General features: G+C 62.4%; 22 protein-coding genes. 12 read left to right on the plus strand and 10 right to left on the minus strand.

What is annotated here, in order from left to right; translation table 11 throughout:
- The first annotated feature begins 436 nt into the window (after positions 1–436).
- Entirely contained in the window at positions 437–1081 is a 645-nt protein-coding gene (locus tag IVB22_RS37555; protein ID WP_247522183.1) for a phosphatase PAP2 family protein, read from the plus strand.
- Between the two features lie 168 nt (positions 1082–1249).
- Here IVB22_RS37555 and IVB22_RS37560 read toward each other — a convergent pair whose 3' ends face one another.
- Positions 1250–1495 (minus strand): hypothetical protein, encoded by a 246-nt coding sequence (locus tag IVB22_RS37560; RefSeq protein WP_247522184.1) that lies wholly within the window; start codon positions 1493–1495, stop codon positions 1250–1252.
- A 212-nt stretch (positions 1496–1707) separates the two neighbouring features.
- Here IVB22_RS37560 and IVB22_RS37565 point away from each other — a divergent pair, with 212 nt between their 5' ends.
- The gene (locus IVB22_RS37565) at positions 1708–1947 is read left to right on the plus strand and encodes a hypothetical protein (protein ID WP_247522185.1); all 240 of its coding nucleotides are present in this window, start codon (positions 1708–1710) and stop codon (positions 1945–1947) included.
- Positions 1948–1975: 28 nt separating this feature from the next.
- Here IVB22_RS37565 and IVB22_RS37570 read toward each other — a convergent pair whose 3' ends face one another.
- Positions 1976–2410, minus strand: a complete 435-nt coding sequence (locus IVB22_RS37570; RefSeq protein ID WP_247522186.1) for a hypothetical protein — start codon at positions 2408–2410, stop codon at positions 1976–1978.
- Positions 2411–2577: 167 nt separating this feature from the next.
- Between IVB22_RS37570 and IVB22_RS37575 the strand changes: the two genes are divergently transcribed.
- Positions 2578–3366 (plus strand): SDR family NAD(P)-dependent oxidoreductase, encoded by a 789-nt coding sequence (locus IVB22_RS37575; RefSeq protein WP_247522187.1) that lies wholly within the window; start codon positions 2578–2580, stop codon positions 3364–3366.
- A 100-nt stretch (positions 3367–3466) separates the two neighbouring features.
- On the opposite strand, the gene IVB22_RS37580 is transcribed toward IVB22_RS37575, so the two are convergent.
- On the minus strand, positions 3467–3622 hold the full coding sequence (locus IVB22_RS37580; protein WP_247522188.1) for a hypothetical protein: 156 nt from the start codon (positions 3620–3622) through the stop codon (positions 3467–3469).
- 9 nt (positions 3623–3631) lie between these two features.
- A complete protein-coding gene (locus IVB22_RS37585) occupies positions 3632–3865 on the minus strand; it encodes a hypothetical protein (RefSeq protein ID WP_247522189.1) in 234 nt (77 codons plus the stop codon).
- Positions 3866–4107: 242 nt separating this feature from the next.
- Between IVB22_RS37585 and IVB22_RS37590 the strand changes: the two genes are divergently transcribed.
- Positions 4108–4293 carry a hypothetical protein gene (locus IVB22_RS37590; protein ID WP_247522190.1) on the plus strand — a complete coding sequence of 62 codons (186 nt, stop codon included), beginning with the start codon at positions 4108–4110 and terminating at the stop codon, positions 4291–4293.
- Positions 4294–4432: 139 nt separating this feature from the next.
- Here the strand turns inward: IVB22_RS37590 and IVB22_RS37595 are convergent, their stop codons facing one another.
- From IVB22_RS37595 to IVB22_RS37605, 3 genes are all read right to left on the minus strand, one after another.
- Positions 4433–5422 (minus strand): hypothetical protein, encoded by a 990-nt coding sequence (locus IVB22_RS37595; RefSeq protein WP_247522191.1) that lies wholly within the window; start codon positions 5420–5422, stop codon positions 4433–4435.
- A 258-nt stretch (positions 5423–5680) separates the two neighbouring features.
- Positions 5681–5863, minus strand: a complete 183-nt coding sequence (locus tag IVB22_RS37600; protein ID WP_247522192.1) for a hypothetical protein — start codon at positions 5861–5863, stop codon at positions 5681–5683.
- 9 nt (positions 5864–5872) lie between these two features.
- Positions 5873–6106, minus strand: a complete 234-nt coding sequence (locus tag IVB22_RS37605; RefSeq protein ID WP_214491284.1) for a hypothetical protein — start codon at positions 6104–6106, stop codon at positions 5873–5875.
- 315 nt (positions 6107–6421) lie between these two features.
- Between IVB22_RS37605 and IVB22_RS37610 the strand changes: the two genes are divergently transcribed.
- The 4 genes from IVB22_RS37610 (at position 6422) to IVB22_RS37625 (ending at position 8641) form a co-directional block, all read left to right on the plus strand.
- On the plus strand, positions 6422–6775 hold the full coding sequence (locus IVB22_RS37610; RefSeq protein ID WP_247522193.1) for a hypothetical protein: 354 nt from the start codon (positions 6422–6424) through the stop codon (positions 6773–6775).
- 353 nt (positions 6776–7128) lie between these two features.
- On the plus strand, positions 7129–7719 hold the full coding sequence (locus IVB22_RS37615) for an NADPH-dependent FMN reductase (protein ID WP_247522194.1): 591 nt from the start codon (positions 7129–7131) through the stop codon (positions 7717–7719).
- 259 nt (positions 7720–7978) lie between these two features.
- Entirely contained in the window at positions 7979–8335 is a 357-nt protein-coding gene (locus tag IVB22_RS37620; protein WP_247522195.1) for a hypothetical protein, read from the plus strand.
- Between the two features lie 123 nt (positions 8336–8458).
- Positions 8459–8641 (plus strand): hypothetical protein, encoded by a 183-nt coding sequence (locus tag IVB22_RS37625; protein WP_214491290.1) that lies wholly within the window; start codon positions 8459–8461, stop codon positions 8639–8641.
- Positions 8642–8691: 50 nt separating this feature from the next.
- On the opposite strand, the gene IVB22_RS37630 is transcribed toward IVB22_RS37625, so the two are convergent.
- Complete coding sequence (locus tag IVB22_RS37630) at positions 8692–9603, minus strand: ketopantoate reductase family protein (protein ID WP_247522196.1); 912 nt, start codon at positions 9601–9603, stop codon at positions 8692–8694.
- Positions 9604–9760: 157 nt separating this feature from the next.
- Between IVB22_RS37630 and IVB22_RS37635 the strand changes: the two genes are divergently transcribed.
- The 3 genes from IVB22_RS37635 to IVB22_RS37645 all read left to right on the plus strand — a co-directional run bounded on the left by IVB22_RS37635 (position 9761) and on the right by IVB22_RS37645 (position 12457).
- Positions 9761–10036 (plus strand): hypothetical protein, encoded by a 276-nt coding sequence (locus IVB22_RS37635; protein WP_247522197.1) that lies wholly within the window; start codon positions 9761–9763, stop codon positions 10034–10036.
- Positions 10037–10208: 172 nt separating this feature from the next.
- On the plus strand, positions 10209–11615 hold the full coding sequence (locus tag IVB22_RS37640) for an adenylate/guanylate cyclase domain-containing protein (RefSeq protein WP_247522198.1): 1407 nt from the start codon (positions 10209–10211) through the stop codon (positions 11613–11615).
- Positions 11616–11863: 248 nt separating this feature from the next.
- Positions 11864–12457 carry a septal ring lytic transglycosylase RlpA family protein gene (locus tag IVB22_RS37645; RefSeq protein ID WP_247522199.1) on the plus strand — a complete coding sequence of 198 codons (594 nt, stop codon included), beginning with the start codon at positions 11864–11866 and terminating at the stop codon, positions 12455–12457.
- An 82-nt stretch (positions 12458–12539) separates the two neighbouring features.
- On the opposite strand, the gene hisC is transcribed toward IVB22_RS37645, so the two are convergent.
- Both hisC and pdxY read right to left on the minus strand, forming a co-directional pair.
- Entirely contained in the window at positions 12540–13625 is a 1086-nt protein-coding gene (gene hisC / locus IVB22_RS37650) for a histidinol-phosphate transaminase (protein WP_247522200.1), read from the minus strand.
- A 91-nt stretch (positions 13626–13716) separates the two neighbouring features.
- On the minus strand, positions 13717–14565 hold the full coding sequence (gene pdxY / locus IVB22_RS37655) for a pyridoxal kinase PdxY (protein ID WP_247522201.1): 849 nt from the start codon (positions 14563–14565) through the stop codon (positions 13717–13719).
- Between the two features lie 110 nt (positions 14566–14675).
- Between pdxY and IVB22_RS37660 the strand changes: the two genes are divergently transcribed.
- On the plus strand, positions 14676–14945 hold the full coding sequence (locus IVB22_RS37660; protein ID WP_247522202.1) for a DUF2312 domain-containing protein: 270 nt from the start codon (positions 14676–14678) through the stop codon (positions 14943–14945).
- Positions 14946–14950: the final 5 nt, after the last annotated feature.

Consider the following 14950-nt stretch of genomic DNA (forward strand, 5'->3'; position numbering starts at 1 on the left):
GATAAATCTCGATCCGCTCTTCAAGGCTGAGCTGGCAATAACATTGTCCCATCGCAACAACACCATAGCAGGTGTTGCACTTGTTCTGTGAACCAAGGGCATCCAGTACGCCCGCGGCCTATCGGTTCAATCACTGGCGCCTCTGCAATACTGGGTCACCCGCCCCAGTGCGCAATTGCGCACAAGGCGGGTGACAGCGCATTTCGCCAAAATCAGGGCCCGGCCTAGCGACGGCAGGACGCCCGACGAAGTTTATGCTAGCAGGCAATCGATCTGAAACTGGCGGCGCAATGAAGCCCGGAGTTCATCTGGCTTTGCCGCCACTTCAGGTCGCATCTTTGTAGGTTGATGAAAGTTGAAATTCGCGGAGGCGGCGAAGATGAGAACGACTGAATGGCAAAATGCTGTCAGGCATCTGAGGTCTTGGGCTCCGACCTTGTTCGTCGCCGTTCTTCTGTTCGGGTTTGCGTTCATCGCACTGGAAGTGACCGAAGGAGAACCTATCGCGTTCGACCGCCGGTTGATGGTCGCCCTTCGCGATGCGTCCGACTTGTCGCGACCAATTGGGCCGCCATGGTTGCTCGACGTTGTGCGAGACATCACGGCACTGGGCAGCACTGCGGTACTCGCACTGCTGGTCACGATCGTAACGACGTTCCTTTTTGCTACAGGCAAGCGTCACGCCGGTTTGTTCGTCCTGACGACGGTCCTGAGCGGTGCCCTTCTCAATACCCTTCTCAAGCTTGCCTTTGCGCGAGCGCGCCCCGATATCGTCACTCCACTCACTCAGGTCTCTACACTGAGCTTTCCGAGTGGGCACGCAGCAAGTTCGGCTGTCTGCTATCTGACGCTCGGCTTGATGCTCGCTCAGACGCAAGCTTCCCGCTTAGTTCGCATTCATCTCATAATGACCGCCGCGATCCTGACCCTGTTGGTCGGTGTCAGCCGCATATATCTCGGAGTTCACTATCCGAGCGACGTGCTGGCGGGCTGGTGCTTCGGCATTGCGTGGGCGCTAACTTGCCAGATGCTCATGTCGTATTTTCAGCGTACCGGGAGGATCGAGCAGCCGAGTGACTAGCCCTCGCTATGGGAGCATAGCGGACATGGCTAGACTTGCCGCTGGCTCAGCGGTCGTGATGAGAAAATCAGAAGGTCGGGTCCTCGCCTACCTTCAAGATGCGCGATCGATGATAGATGGTAGGCACGGCGCAAGGGCGCCTTTGCCAACCCTACGCCGCTACACCGTTCACTGTGTTTCCTCGGTGGCGGGCTTCGATGCGGACTTCGGCTGCTGCGCCTTGGAACCCATCTCCTGACAAGGCAGTTGCGTCCATGAGCCGTCGGCCGCCTGCTGATAGGCATGGCAGGAGCCGGCCGCAGGCGCTTCGGTTGTCTTCGTTGTATGGGAATTCGAGTTCCTGGCGAGCGTCGGCGCTGCCAAGGTGAGGAGGGCGGCCGCCGTACCGAAGAAGATCGCTTGCCCTAGTCGCATGGGAAATTCTCCTTTGTCGAAACGCGATGCCTTTTTACTAAAAAGGATTGTGGAAATTTTTGGGAATGCCCATGGGTATGCCAGCGCCTGCTTAACGCTTTGCAAACGCCGCGGGCCGCTGATCGGCCGCAGGACGAATTCTGTTCTCGGGCTGCGGAACCAGTTCCTACAACCGTGCGTTGGCTAGGCATCATGCCGAAGGTACGGCGTCCATGCGTCCGCAAAAGTCACTCTTCAACGCACTGCTTACCCATTTCCTGATGGGCGTGGCGCTTGGGCTATCGCTGGTGCTGTTGCTTGGCCTGATCGATGCCTTTCACGTCAGAGACCTCGTCGCGAAAAGCGACGCACCTGTTCAGACCACGGTGATGCTGGTCACGACCTACGGCCTGATGTTCGGGATCGGCGCGGCGCTGACCGGGCTGGTGCTGACGCTGGAGGAGGAGAGCTGACGGCGAATGCGCAGGCTCCCGCTGCTGATTAGCGGCGCAGGCGGGCGATCGTGCCTGCGATGATCTGCATGGCGACGCCGACCACCCATCCGGCCATGATCATCAATATCCATGCCAAATGCGGATCGTGGCGCAGGACGATCAGGCCGACGCTAGCGAACGCCGAGAACGCCGCGAGAAAGGTGCCGATCGCGCTGAGCAGGTCCGGCGTGTCGATCTTGCCGTCCCAGCCGCCATCGGTGGGCCGGCCGTTCGATGCAGTGAGGGGGCGGGGCGGCGTATCGATGCCGAGATAAAAGCCGACGGCGCCGCCGATCATCATCAGGAGCAGGAAGGCCTGATTGGTGAGTGCAGAATGGCTCGTTCCCACCAGCGCCGCCACAAACAACCCGCTCGCCGCGCCTGCCATGGCAAGTCCAAGGCGTTCCAGAACGTGGGCGACTTTTCGAACGCGGGTTTGCATGGTCGTGAGCCCGCCGGTTAAAGAGAGAGATTAGGACGGTTCCCGGCAAGGTGGAAGCAACCTAGCGGTGCAGATGGTGCGCTGAACTGATTCACGCAAGATGTGGCCAGCAACGAGATGGTAGGACGCAATATCGGAGCGCATTTGTTGCGATGGGAGACGCGAACATGAGCCTGCTCGACAATCCATTCGACCCTGCGCGCGAGGCGGCGCTCGTCACCGGCGCGGGCAACGGGATCGGCCGCGCGATCGCACAAGCCCTGGTCGGCGAGGGCGTGCGCACGGTGTTCGCCGACGTGAACCGGGAGACGGTGACGGCGGCCGTCAACGCTTCGCCGCGGCCGGAGCTTGCCGTGCCCTGGGTCGGCGATCTCGCCGATCCCGCCGCGCGCGATGCGCTGCTGGCGGAAGCAGCCAGCGCGCTGGGGCACGTGACGCATTTCGTGCACAGCGCCTCTCCGCCGCGGCGCGAAGCCGATCACGTGCTTGGCGTCAGCACGGAGACCTGGGCGCAGATGCATGCGGTGAATCTTGAAGCCGGATTCCATCTCTCGCGCGAACTGACGCGAAAGCTGATCGCCGACAAGAAGCCCGGCTCGTTCCTGCTGCTGACCTCGCTGCATGCCGGCACCCCGCGCAACCTGCCGCACTACTCGACGTCGAAGGCGGGGCTTTCGATGCTGGTGAAGGAATTGGCCAAGACGTTCGGCCGCTTCGACATCCGCGTCAACGCGCTGGTGCCCGGCGCGATCGCGGCCGGCGGCTTCGTCGCTGATCCTGCGCTCGCAAAACACATTCCGCTCGGCCGGCTCGGCCAGGCCGGCGACCTTGCGCCGCTGGCGCTGGCGGTTCTGTCGAACCGGATATCGGCTTACGTCACGGGCGCCGCGATCGTGATCGACGGCGGCCTGTCGCTGACGAACTGGTTCGAGCCGCCGGAGTTGGGGGATTTGTAGGGGTTTGTAGGGTGGGCAAAGCGAAGCGTGCCCACCATTAGCGCGCCGCCGCGACGAGATGGTGGGCACGGCGCAAGAGCGCCTTTGCCCACCCTACATCCTACGCGCTATGTCCCTGATGCTTCGCGTGCCATTTCGGGCCGGGGCCGCGCATGTAGTGCAGCTCGGGGCGGTAGCGGTTGCGAGCAAGATCGACCAGGCTGTGCCAATGGATCACGATTTCTGCCAGGCGTCGGAGCAGCGGCATGACCAACATGACGACCCCTCAATGCAGCTTGCCGAGCATGGACGAAAACGGCAGGACGAGGATTTCGTCGTTGAGATCGTCGCTGACATGCAGCGTCCAGTCGCGCCAGTCTTCCGGGCCCTGCGCCGTTATCAGCGACTGCACGACGCGGGCGGCGTGATCGCGCACCTCAGTCAGATTTCCGACGGCGGTACCGCGCTGGTCGACGCATACACCTTCGGAATTGGAGTAGTGGAAATAGACTTTTGCCATGTCCGACTCCCGCGATTGCGACTCACGCTGAAAAATACCAGTCGGAAGACCAGCTTGATATTCGGGGAGATTGCGGACGGGATATTACGGGGACCGCAGGTGGAACCGCGCGATCCCTAAACCTGTCCGAAAATTATCCGTCTCAGTGGGAGGAACGAGACTTTCGGTTCGGCAGTTTTCATGAGGAAGCCGCGACGGTCGAAACGCTGCGGTGTGGACTGGTGGAACCCTGGGAGAGCGACATGATGTCGGAAATGCAGATCCACACGATTGCGCGCCAGATGATGGAGAAGCATGGCCTCACCGCGATTGCGCAAGCCGCCCACAATGCGCTGGCTTGCGAGAGCAAGGGCGATGCCGAGGAAGCCAGGGAGTGGCGCCATATCGAAGACGCCATGAAGATGATGCGGGGACCGCACCAGAGCTGAGTTCCGCGCTATCTGAAAGCCTGATGAGCCAACGGCGCGCGCGAATGCGCGCCTGGCGACGAGCGCAATTGCGCTCGCACAGTGGCGACGAGCGCCTCGCGCTCGCGCTGTGATAACAGACTTCGTGTCGTCCGGCGTGCTACCGCAGTGGCATCGGCGGGCGCACCACCGGCTGGCCGTCATCGGCTATCGTTTGCTGAGGCGGTGCGGGCGGCAACGGTGCGGCGGCCTGCGCCGGCGGGTACGGTGCTGCAGGAGCGGCGGCGATCGGCGCCGGCGCAGAGGAATAGGCCGGCTTCGGCTTGCGCACGGGCGGCGGGGCGGCCTGCCGCGGCGGCGGCAGCGCCGACACCCTGGGGCGCTGGTTCTGCTCGGCTGGCCTGGCTTCGGCCGCTTTGGCCTCTGAAGCTTTGGCAAGCTCGCGCGCCATCTGGGCCTGACTCGCCTTGAGCTGCGCGATGGTGGTTTTCAACTCGTCGACCTGCTGGCCCATCGTAGCGAGATCCTGCGCCATCGATTGCAACTGGGCCGATTCCGCAGAAGGAGCGGGTGCTGCGGCGGTGACGGTAGTGGAGGCAGCAGTGCTGGGTTCGGGCTGAGCCGGTGCCGGCGCTGCCGCCGGTTGCGCGGCGGCCTGATCCGTTGCGGTGGCATCAGTGGCCGGGGTGCTCGGCTGCTCCGCGACGGCAGGCCCGGTTGCTGAAGGCAATGCAGCCAGCACGAAGGGCGGCGCCCACTCGGCGGCCATCGCCTTGGCTTGATCGCCATAATGCTGCCAGGCCGCGGCAGCCATGGCGCCGCACAGGCCGAGCAGCGCCATGACCACGCGCTTCACCCATTTGGACATCGGCCGTTCGCCAAGAGGCTTGAGACCATCCACCTTGATCTCGCTTGGCCTGACATTCTCAAGCTGGATATCGCGCGCGTCCGGGGCTCGAAACGTCGGTTCGACCTGCGGAATCGGGGCGCTGGCCGAAATCGGCGGCGTAACGTGAACCTGCGGCGCCGCTGGAGGGGCGGCCGGATCGTGCGCCAGCGGTGGCGCCTTTTCGGCATGCGCGTGCAGCAGCGATTCGATCGCAAAGACGTCGTGCGGATCGGTGTCTTTCAGCGTTGGCGTGGATTGCATTGGCGGTCCCTTGCTCAGTCCAATGTCACCCGCATCGGGCGGCGAGCATGCTTTGGCAGGGTCGAAAAACCTCTGCCCGTAAAAACCCCTGCCTGTGCCGCCACACGGCCAGCGAGGTTTGACCAAAGCAAGGCGATCTCGTGGAGAGGTTGGGGCCGCAGGTTCCGGTGCTGGAACCGCCGTGCGAAGAAAGCGCTGACGGAATAGGGGTTTTCTGGATCTGGCACGGACCGCGCCGGGTGCGCGGCCGGTCGGGTCTTAGACGGCAGCACCTGCGACGTCAGCGCGATGCCTGGCGCGCCACTTCGGGCCGGGGCCGCGCATGTAGTGGCGCTCGGGACGATAGGGGTCGCGGGCGCGCTCGATCAGGCGGTGGCACCGCGCCACGATCGCATCGAGGCGGCGGAGCAACGGCATGAAGGGTGGTCGCGCCGGCAGCATGGCAACCTCTCAGTGCGGCTTGCCGAGGACGAAGGCGAACGGCAGAACGAAGATCTCTTCGTCAAAATCGTCGTTCACGTGCACGACCCAGTCGCGCCAGTCTTCCGCGTCGCGTCCCATGATCAGCGACCGGACGATACAGGCTGCGCGGTCGCGCGCCTCGGCGAGGTCGCTTACCGCTTCTCCGGAGCGATCGAGGCGGACTTCACGGGAATTCGAGCAGTGGAAATAAACCTGGGCCATGTTGGCCTCCTGCGCTTAGGCGAAGCTACTCTTATTGGTACGAAGCTAGCGCCAGAAGGTTTTGCCAATCCGTGATGCACCTCACAGTCAGCCATTAAGATTTTATTAATGGTGCAGTGGTCAAATTTTAGGCATGGAATCGCAGCGGAACCGGACCTCCCGAGCCGGCAGTTGCAAGAGAAGGCCGGTGGCGTAACGCCCACCGGCCTTTTCTCTTGGCGGCGACATGGCGAAATCACGGCGCTGTGAATCGCCCTTCGGAACAAGCATCTCGTCTCGTCCGTTCGCTCTTCATATGCAAATGGAGAGTGAGCAATGAGGAAACTGACACTGCTTGGCGCGGCCGCGATTCTTGCGGCGGCGCTTGCAACACCTGCGATGTCGCAGGAAGCGACCCAGGAACCCGGCATGATCGGGTTCAACTACCCGAACTCCAACTATCTGCGTGGCGGATATGGCGTTCGCCTGCCGAGCCGCCATGACTACAGCTACTACGGACCTCGCGGGTATTACGGTCCGGGCTATTACCGTCCAGGCTATTACCGTCCAGGCTATGTCGGCGGCCCGGTCGGTGTGGCTGCCGGTGTGATCGGAGCGGCGGGCGCCATCGCAACCGCGCCTTACGCTGATTCTTATGCCTACTACGGCGACGAGCCCGGCTATTGGTGAGCTGGATTGTCACCTCATTAAAGCGGCCTCGCGGCCGCTTTTTTGTTGGCCGTTTGCTTCAGCGCGCGGCGTAGGACGACAGCAGCGCCAGAAAGATGATCGCGCTCAACACGGTTGCGCCGAGCACGAGCCCCAATCGGATGCGGATGGAAGCGGAGGCGGGGTGGACATGTCTCTCCGTGCAGCAATCCGAAAAAGATACAGATTCATCCGGGGATTATCGAAGATCAATGAAGCTCGGCCTTAGGTGTCGCGTTGCGGCCTTCAGGTTCATTTGCCGCGGGGCCAAGCCTTGCATGGGAATAGCCCGCATGGTTCGAGTGCATCATCCAATGTCTTAAGGGACAGGTGTCATGAGCAACCGCATTCTCGTGTTTTACGGCTCCTACCGGTCCGACCGCATGGGCATCCGGCTGGCGCAATTCGTCGTCGACGGGTTTGCCGCGCGCGGCGACGATGTTGAACTGATCGACGCCAAGGCGATCGGCCTGCCGATGCTGGATCGGATGTACAAGGAACATCCGAAAGGCGGCGCGCCGGCGGTGCTGGAAAAACTTGCCGAACAGATCCGCACCGCTGACGGCTTTGTCTTCGTGACCGGCGAATACAATTGGGGCATGCAGCCGGGGCTGAAAAACCTCACCGACCATTTTCTCGAAGAATGGTTCTGGCGCCCGGCTGCGATTGCGAGTTACTCCGCCGGCCGCTTCTCCGGCGCGCGCGCAGCGCTCGCTTGGCACGGCACGCTTTCGGAAATGGGCATGGTGGTGATTTCGAGTTCGATCGCGGTCGGGCCGATTGCGCAGACGCTGACCGAAGACGGCAAGCCAACTGGCGAGGGCGGCAAGGCGCTGTCGCACGCGTTTCCGCGCTTTGCGGATGATCTCGTGTGGTGGATGGAGGCGGCAAGAGCGCAGCGGGAAAAGAAGAAGCCGCCGTATTGAGGGGGATGTGCGTAGGATGGGTGGAGCGAAGCGATACCCATCACTTTTCGCGATTTTCGCAGCTTGCAAATCGATGGGTATCGCTGCGCTCTACCCATCCTACGAACTGCGCCATGCCGCGATTAGAGCGCAATGATGGCGGAAGCGCACCCATTTTTCGCCACGCCTGGACAGCAGATTGCATTTCGCCTGCCATCTTCCGCCTTCCTTCCCCGAGCCACCGCAGGCAGCTCATCCGCTCCCTGTACCGGAAAAACTGATGTCGCCAATCAAAGTGCGCTGCGGTCTGCTTGTCGTTGCGGTTATGGCCGCGCTGGGCGGATCGGCCGCCGTCGCGCAGAATCTCGATCAAGGCAAGCCGGCGCCAAAGCTGTTTGCCGAAAGTTGCGTATCCTGTCATCGCAGCCCGCGTGGGCTCGCCAAGGGCCGCTTTCACCTCACGCTCTATCTTTTTCTGCAAAAACACTATTCCAGCGGTTCGAGTTCGGCCTGGGCGCTGACCTCCTATCTGGAATCCATCGACAGCGGAAAGCGCGGCGCGGCGAAGCCACAGGCCAAGACAGGCGCGTCGCGGTCTGGCTTGTTGCGTCCGCCGGCGGCGGTGCCGGCGCGATAGGCGGCCCGCGCGATCAGCCACGACTTGCTCACGGCTACGCTGCGAAATCTCCTCAGCCCGGCCATCTTTTCGACCTTTGCCGGCCTAGCATCTTGGGCGTGTGTGTGGCGGGGAGTAACGACGATGGTGGTGGCCGAGCTTAAGACCAAGGTGGAGAAGTACGAGACGAAAGCCTCGCGCTGCGAACAGCAGGCGCGGGAAGCAACCGACAAGGCCGAGCAGAGCTTTTACGAGGTGCTGGCCGGTTATTACGGCAGCCTGGCGACGGATTTTCGGAAGATCCTCGAGAAGCGAGTGATCGCGTAGGCGGCGCCAGAGTGGTCCCGGATGTCGCTAACGCTCATCCGGGCTACTTGCTAGGTCCGTCGTCCGGACATCGTCTTGCCCCGTTCCGCCAGTTTCACCATCACCTGCAGGGCGTGATTGGTCGGCGTGGGAATGCCGAGCTCGGCGCCCTTGCGCACCACATAGCCGTTGAGAAAGTCGATCTCGCTGGGCTTGCCGCGCGCAAGATCCTGAGCGGTGGACGACATCTGGTTCGGCATGATGGCCGGGATGTTCAGGATATGCGCGAGGAGATCGTCGCCGATTGATACGCCGCAGGCACGAGCGACCGTTGTCGCCTCCTGCACCGCGCGTGTCACGACATCGCGAGTGCCTTCGACTTCCAGCATCGGTCCGTAGGAAATATCAGCCACGGCAGAAAGCGCGTTGAAGGCGCAGTTGATGATCAGCTTGCTCCACAGCGTCTTGTCGATGTCGTCGGCGATCGTGATGTGAATGCCGGCGGCCTGAAACATTTGCGCTAGCGCTTCGCTCGCGGCAGAGGCGCCGATGGCGAGGTCGCCGCCGCCGTGATGCCTGACGTGGCCGGGCCCGGCCATCTCGCTGCCGACATAGACCACCACGGGAATGACGGCGTGGCCGGTGACTTCGCGCAGACGCGGCGCATTGTCGACGCCGTTCTGCAGGCTGAGAACGGATGTTTCGGGCCGCAGGTTTCCGGCGAGCGACCGGCCGGCTTGCTCGGTATCGGCCGACTTTACGCAAACCAGCACCAGATCGGGCGAGGCAAGGGCGGTTGTGTCGGTCGCGGCCTTGGCGGGCAGGTGGCCGTTGAAAGCCTTCGTATCCAGCAGCAGGCCATGGGCGTTGATGGCGTCGACATGCGGCTGCCTGCCGATGAACGTCACGTCGTGTCCGGCCCGCAGCAGCAGTCCTCCATAGTAGCATCCGACCGCTCCGGCACCGACGATTGCCACTTGCATGCTTTTCTCCTGTTCGGCAGGCCCTGCCGCTAACTGGTTGGGCTCTCACCATTAATTGAGTGCGGGGAACTGCATTGTTGCAATGCGATATCGTTATATCGCATTGCAACAAAAAGGGTGTAGCCTGCTGCTTCGAATCCTACCCCGGAGAATTGAAGTGCAGAAGACTTACCTATCCATCGCATGCGCCGCCCTGATCTCGATTGCGGGCGTCACTGCCGGCTTTGCGGCGGAGTTGCCGGCCTATGAAACGAAGGGGCTGCCGATATCGGCGGTGCAGGTTCGCGTGCTTGGCGCCGCTGATGCCAGGGAACAATCGCCCGCGCTGACCTCCGCAGCCACTGCGCATCAACTGAGCGTCCTGACATCGCGGACGACACGGACGGCCGAGACGGCCGCGTCAGCCCCGACCACCGGTCGCGCCATTCGCTGAACCGACAATCTCCAACGCCGCTTGAGCAAAAAGCCCGCGATCCGTCGCGGGCTTTTTGTCTTGAGCCGACCGGCCCCAGGGCCACGAACAACGCGCGGGTTCAGTGGTTCGGTGCCCGTACGGGGCGGGTTAACGGGTGTTCGCGCTGCCTTCTTTAAGGTAGCATTGTCGCATGAGCGAAACCGAGACCTTGTTTGCGGCGCTCCGTCAGTCGTCCGACGAAGCCGTTGTCGACATGCTTGAGCGTATGGTGCGGGATGCCCCGGATCATGCCTTGAACAAGATGAACGCGCTTGATCTCGCAGGCACGGCAGGCATCGACGAAGAGCGGGTCATCGCAGCACTGCTGAATGCGGTGGGGCTCGGCATGTTCGAGATGACATGGAACGTGATGTGCCCGAGCTGCGCCGGGGTTCTTTCCGCCAACAAGAGCCTGAAGACGCTGGATCGGGCGCAGTATAATTGCGCCTTCTGCGCCGCGGGCTATGAGACGACGCTCGATAATCTGGTCGAGGTGACCTTCACGGTAAGTCCGCGGGTGCGGAAGATCGCGGCCCATAATCCCGACGAACTATCCGCGGCCGAATATTATCGCCAGATCTTCTGGAGTTCGGCGATCGATCTTCCGGACGATCTGGAGAAGCTGCTGGACGAGGTCACGCTCGAAATCGTCGACTTGCCGGCAGGGGAGCGGGCCATCCTTTCCCTGCAGGTGCCGCAGGGTACGTTGATCATGTTCGATCCCGTGACGCATGCGGCCCAGTTCCTGGAGGTCAGCGGCGAAGAGACAAGCGAGCGCCAGAACCTGTCCGTGATCTTCAACAAGATCCAGGTTCCCGTCGACAGCGTTACTCTGCGCCCCGGACCACTGCGCCTGGCGTTGGACAACCGCACCGACGGTCGCGTGTTGCCGGCGGTGTGGGTGGCGAATCCGGCGCTGGACGACCTCCTGAAGCGACGCAAGTCGGTTCTCACGGCAACGCGTCTCCTCACTAATCAGACTTTTCGCGATATCTATCGGACCGACACGCTAGCCATCGGCCAGCGCCTCAAGATCCTGAGTCTGACTTTCCTGTTCAGCGATCTCAAGGACTCCACCGAGCTCTATGAGCGCGTCGGTGACCTCACAGCCTTCGATCTCGTCAACGAGCATTTCAGGCTGCTGCAGGAGATTATCGCGTCCGAAAGAGGAGCGGTGGTGAAAACCATCGGCGATGCCATCATGGCGACCTTCGAGACGCCCGACCGCGCCATTGCCGCTGCGATCCGCATGCGTGAGGCGATGAGCGATCTTGGCGCCGAGCGTCAGCATCAGAGCCTGCGCCTGAAGATGGGCATTCACGAAGGCTCATGCCTCGCGGTCACGCTCAACGGCCAGCAGGACTATTTTGGCCAGACGGTCAATATCGCGTCGCGGGTCCAGGGCCTTGCGGCCTCACGCTCGATCGTGGTGACGGAACAGGTGGTGGAGAACGCGTATGCCCGGGCCCTGCTCGAGAGCAACGGGCTGAAGCCGGCGACGAGACGCGTGGCGCTGAGCGGCATCGCCGACAAGGTGTCGGTCTACGAGATTTCCTGACGTAGCGGTGGTCAAGGCGAGCCAGTAGCCCGGATGAGCGAAGCGATCCGGGGCGCTGCTGGAGTGGTCCCGGATATCGCTCCACTCATCCGGGTTAATTCCTGTGACACAATCATCACACTCGAACCGAATTGCGCTGTGGAAACCGTGGCTGATCGCGTCCGGCCACGCTTCCGCCCGGATTCGGTCCCGCCATGGCCGCGTGTTGGTTTTCGGCTTGGGCTGGGGCGCGAGCGGGGGATTGCAACATGTCTTCCATTGGCTGCACCAGTACTTCGTGTGTCGACGTCAGAGCAGGCCGTACACAATTTGAAGCGCCGTTAATCCCGGCCGCGCGTGCAGGGAAATTCATACGGTTGCTTGCCGTCACGCTCGGAGCCGCATCGCTTGCGGCCTGCGCGCAATCCTCGGTCGTCACCCAGAAATCCGAACTTCGCGCCAGCCGGCAGGCGTCGGTGGACCAAGATCGAACGACATCGTCCATGATGAAAAGGCGCGTGGCTGCCGTCAGAAAGCATACCCGGGTCGCGTCGCGCAGGGATGCAGGCGGCAACAAGACGCCCTCGCATGGGGTTGCCAGCTTCTACACCGAGGGCACGAAGACCGCGAGCGGCGAAAAGTTCAACACCCTCGACATGACCGCCGCCCATCCGACGTTGCCCTTCGGCACCAAGTTGCGCGTGACGAACGTCGCGAGCGGCCAGTCAGTAACGGTACGGGTCAATGACCGCGGTCCCTATATTCGGGGGCGTGTTGTCGACGTCTCCTATTCCGCGGCCGACGCGCTGGGAATGGTGGGGAAGGGTGTTGCCAAGGTCAAACTTGATGTCGTCAGTGAGTAGTGAGTAGGGCGGATTAGCCGTAAGGCGTAATCCGCCGTCTTTGCGCAACAGCAAGCCGTGGATATGAATCCGCAATGGCGGATTACGCTTTCGCTAATCCGCCCTCCGGGCTGCCCAGGATGTCCGACAGGGCCGACAGCAGCCGGTCGATCTGCTCGTCGGTGCCTACGGTGATCCGCAGATAGGCGGAGATACGAGGCGCAGAAAAATGGCGGACGATCACCGCCCGCTGGCGCAGCGCGCTCGCCAGCGCCGCGCCCTCACGCGCCGGATGACGTGCGAAGACGAAGTTCGCGGAGGACGGCAGCACGTCGAAGCCGAGCCCCACCAGACCGCGGTTTAGCCGCTCCCGGCCTTCGATCACGCGCGTGCGGCTCTGTTGAAAATAGGCTTCGTCCTCCAAGGAAGCGATGGCGCCGGCCTGGGCGGGCCGGCCAAGAGGATAGGAGTTGAAGCTGTCCTTCACCCGGGTGAGCGCCTCGATCAGGTCGGCGTCGCCGATCGCATAGCCAACCCGCAAGCCAGCCAGCGCCCGGGACTTGGACATGGTTTGAACGACCAGAAGGTTCGGGTGGGAGGCGACCAGCGGTATCGCGGTCTCGGCGCCGAAATCGACATAGGCCTCGTCGATGACAACAGGAACGTCAGGATGTTCCTTCAGCAGGGTAACGATCTCGGCCCGTGACAGCGCAATTCCTGTTGGCGCGTTCGGATTGGGTACGATGAGCGCGCCGGCCGGCCGGCGATAATCGGAACTGCGGATTCGCATGGCCTGATCGAGCGGGACGGTTTCGTAGGCGATGCCGAACAGGCGGCAATAGACCGGGTAGAAACTGTAGGTGATATCAGGGAAGAGCAGTGGGGCATCATGCTTCAGCAGTGCGGCGAAGGCGTGCGCCAGCACCTCGTCCGAGCCATTGCCGACGAACACTTGCTCAGGTCGCACCTGGTGGTAGGTGGCCAAGGCGGCCCGCAGCGCTGACGCCTGCGGGTCCGGATATAGACGCAGCGTATCAGTCGCCTCGCCGCGAATGGCTTCCAGCACGCCTGGGGAAGGACCAAACGGACTTTCATTGGTGTTGAGCTTGACCAGCTCCGCCATGCGGGGCTGTTCGCCCGGCACATAGGGTTTCAGGTCGTGCGTCAAGCTGCTCCAGAAACGGCTCATTTTTTGTCCTGCGGATAGTAGCCCGGATGGAGCGAAGCGAAATCCGGGGTGGTGTTGGAGTGATCCCGGATTGCGCTGCGCTTCATCCGGGCTACGGGCTGATCGCGATACATTCGAACTGGCGCTGCGGGTGGACGAGCAGTTCGGCGCTCTCGACGATGCGCATTTCTTCGGTGCCGGCGCCCGCGGTGCGTTCCAGCACGGCGAAGATGGCTGACGCGGCGTGGCTGAGCGCATCCGGTGTGTCGGCGCCACGGACGCGCGCGGCGACCAAGAGCGCGGCAAACAGATCGCCGGTGCCGTTCGGGCTGATCGGCAGTTTTGGCGTGCGCACGCGAAAGGATCTCGTGCGCTCGACGGCCAGCGTCTCGATCTCGCCTTCCGGGGTATCGGCAAGCTCGGCGCTGGTGATGACGACCGTCCCGCGCGCCATGAACGCGCGCGCCGCCTTGAGCACCTGATCGATCGCAGCAGTCTTCGCCCCGCACAGCCATTCGAACTCGAAATGATTGGGCGTGATGATATCGGCAAGCGGACACAGAAGATCGCGCACCAGCGGCGGGATGTCGGCGTGGACGAACAGCCCGCGGTCGCGATCCCCGAGCACGGGGTCGCAGCAATAGAGTAGTGCGGGATTTTTGGCCTTGGCGCGCGCGACGAAGTCCGCGACCACATCGGCGTTGTCGGCCGAGCCGAGATAGCCGGACAGGATCATCGTGGCGGTATCGACCGCGCCGCGCTCCTCGATGCCGCGCAGGAGATCGGCCACGAGTTCTGCATCGAGCACCCGGCCGCGGATGGTCGGGTAACCGGGCCGGTTGCTCAACAACGTGGTCGGCACCGCCACCACGTCGATCCCATGCATCTGCATGGGAAAGACCGCGGCGCTGTTGCCGACATGGCCGTAAGCGACCTGCGACTGGATAGAAATCACGTTCATGCGGACAATTCTGGGGAATAGTGGGTTGCAGGGAAGGGAACCTTCCGAGGTTAACACATTGGTTATTTGTTTGCGGGCATTTTCACGACCTCATTAAACAGGGAGGCACCATGTCTGACGTCACCATTCCCGGCGGCCGGATTCGTTCTTTCGTCGAGCGCATCGAGAACATCGACACCGAATTGGCTGAACTGAACGAGCAGAAGAAGGAAGTGTTTTCGGAGGCCAAGGGCGAAGGCTTCGATGTGAAGATCCTCAGGGAGATCATTAAGCTGCGGAAGCAGGATCAGGACGAGCGCGACGAGCGCGAAAGCCTGCTCGACCTCTACATGCGGGCAATGGAAACCGCACCGCCGGAGAAGACCGCGAAGGCGGCCTGAGGCGA

The organism is Bradyrhizobium sp. 190 (genome assembly GCF_023073415.1).
GTDB lineage: Bacteria > Pseudomonadota > Alphaproteobacteria > Rhizobiales > Xanthobacteraceae > Bradyrhizobium.

What these genes read in the sequence shown, in the direction of transcription:
- IVB22_RS37640 (WP_247522198.1), top strand. Translation starts at nt 10,209, where the DNA reads ATGAGCGAAACCGAGACCTTGTTTGCGGCGCTCCGTCAGTCGTCCGAC.
- IVB22_RS37615 (WP_247522194.1), top strand. Translation starts at nt 7,129, where the DNA reads ATGAGCAACCGCATTCTCGTGTTTTACGGCTCCTACCGGTCCGACCGC.
- IVB22_RS37560 (WP_247522184.1), bottom strand. Translation starts at nt 1,495, where the DNA reads ATGCGACTAGGGCAAGCGATCTTCTTCGGTACGGCGGCCGCCCTCCTC.
- IVB22_RS37630 (WP_247522196.1), bottom strand. Translation starts at nt 9,603, where the DNA reads ATGCAAGTGGCAATCGTCGGTGCCGGAGCGGTCGGATGCTACTATGGA.
- pdxY (WP_247522201.1), bottom strand. Translation starts at nt 14,565, where the DNA reads ATGAACGTGATTTCTATCCAGTCGCAGGTCGCTTACGGCCATGTCGGC.
- IVB22_RS37645 (WP_247522199.1), top strand. Translation starts at nt 11,864, where the DNA reads ATGTCTTCCATTGGCTGCACCAGTACTTCGTGTGTCGACGTCAGAGCA.
- IVB22_RS37595 (WP_247522191.1), bottom strand. Translation starts at nt 5,422, where the DNA reads ATGCAATCCACGCCAACGCTGAAAGACACCGATCCGCACGACGTCTTT.
- IVB22_RS37590 (WP_247522190.1), top strand. Translation starts at nt 4,108, where the DNA reads ATGATGTCGGAAATGCAGATCCACACGATTGCGCGCCAGATGATGGAG.
- IVB22_RS37585 (WP_247522189.1), bottom strand. Translation starts at nt 3,865, where the DNA reads ATGGCAAAAGTCTATTTCCACTACTCCAATTCCGAAGGTGTATGCGTC.
- IVB22_RS37610 (WP_247522193.1), top strand. Translation starts at nt 6,422, where the DNA reads ATGAGGAAACTGACACTGCTTGGCGCGGCCGCGATTCTTGCGGCGGCG.
- IVB22_RS37600 (WP_247522192.1), bottom strand. Translation starts at nt 5,863, where the DNA reads ATGCTGCCGGCGCGACCACCCTTCATGCCGTTGCTCCGCCGCCTCGAT.
- IVB22_RS37565 (WP_247522185.1), top strand. Translation starts at nt 1,708, where the DNA reads ATGCGTCCGCAAAAGTCACTCTTCAACGCACTGCTTACCCATTTCCTG.
- IVB22_RS37570 (WP_247522186.1), bottom strand. Translation starts at nt 2,410, where the DNA reads ATGCAAACCCGCGTTCGAAAAGTCGCCCACGTTCTGGAACGCCTTGGA.
- IVB22_RS37660 (WP_247522202.1), top strand. Translation starts at nt 14,676, where the DNA reads ATGTCTGACGTCACCATTCCCGGCGGCCGGATTCGTTCTTTCGTCGAG.
- IVB22_RS37575 (WP_247522187.1), top strand. Translation starts at nt 2,578, where the DNA reads ATGAGCCTGCTCGACAATCCATTCGACCCTGCGCGCGAGGCGGCGCTC.
- hisC (WP_247522200.1), bottom strand. Translation starts at nt 13,625, where the DNA reads ATGAGCCGTTTCTGGAGCAGCTTGACGCACGACCTGAAACCCTATGTG.
- IVB22_RS37625 (WP_214491290.1), top strand. Translation starts at nt 8,459, where the DNA reads ATGGTGGTGGCCGAGCTTAAGACCAAGGTGGAGAAGTACGAGACGAAA.
- IVB22_RS37620 (WP_247522195.1), top strand. Translation starts at nt 7,979, where the DNA reads ATGTCGCCAATCAAAGTGCGCTGCGGTCTGCTTGTCGTTGCGGTTATG.
- IVB22_RS37605 (WP_214491284.1), bottom strand. Translation starts at nt 6,106, where the DNA reads ATGGCCCAGGTTTATTTCCACTGCTCGAATTCCCGTGAAGTCCGCCTC.
- IVB22_RS37580 (WP_247522188.1), bottom strand. Translation starts at nt 3,622, where the DNA reads ATGTTGGTCATGCCGCTGCTCCGACGCCTGGCAGAAATCGTGATCCAT.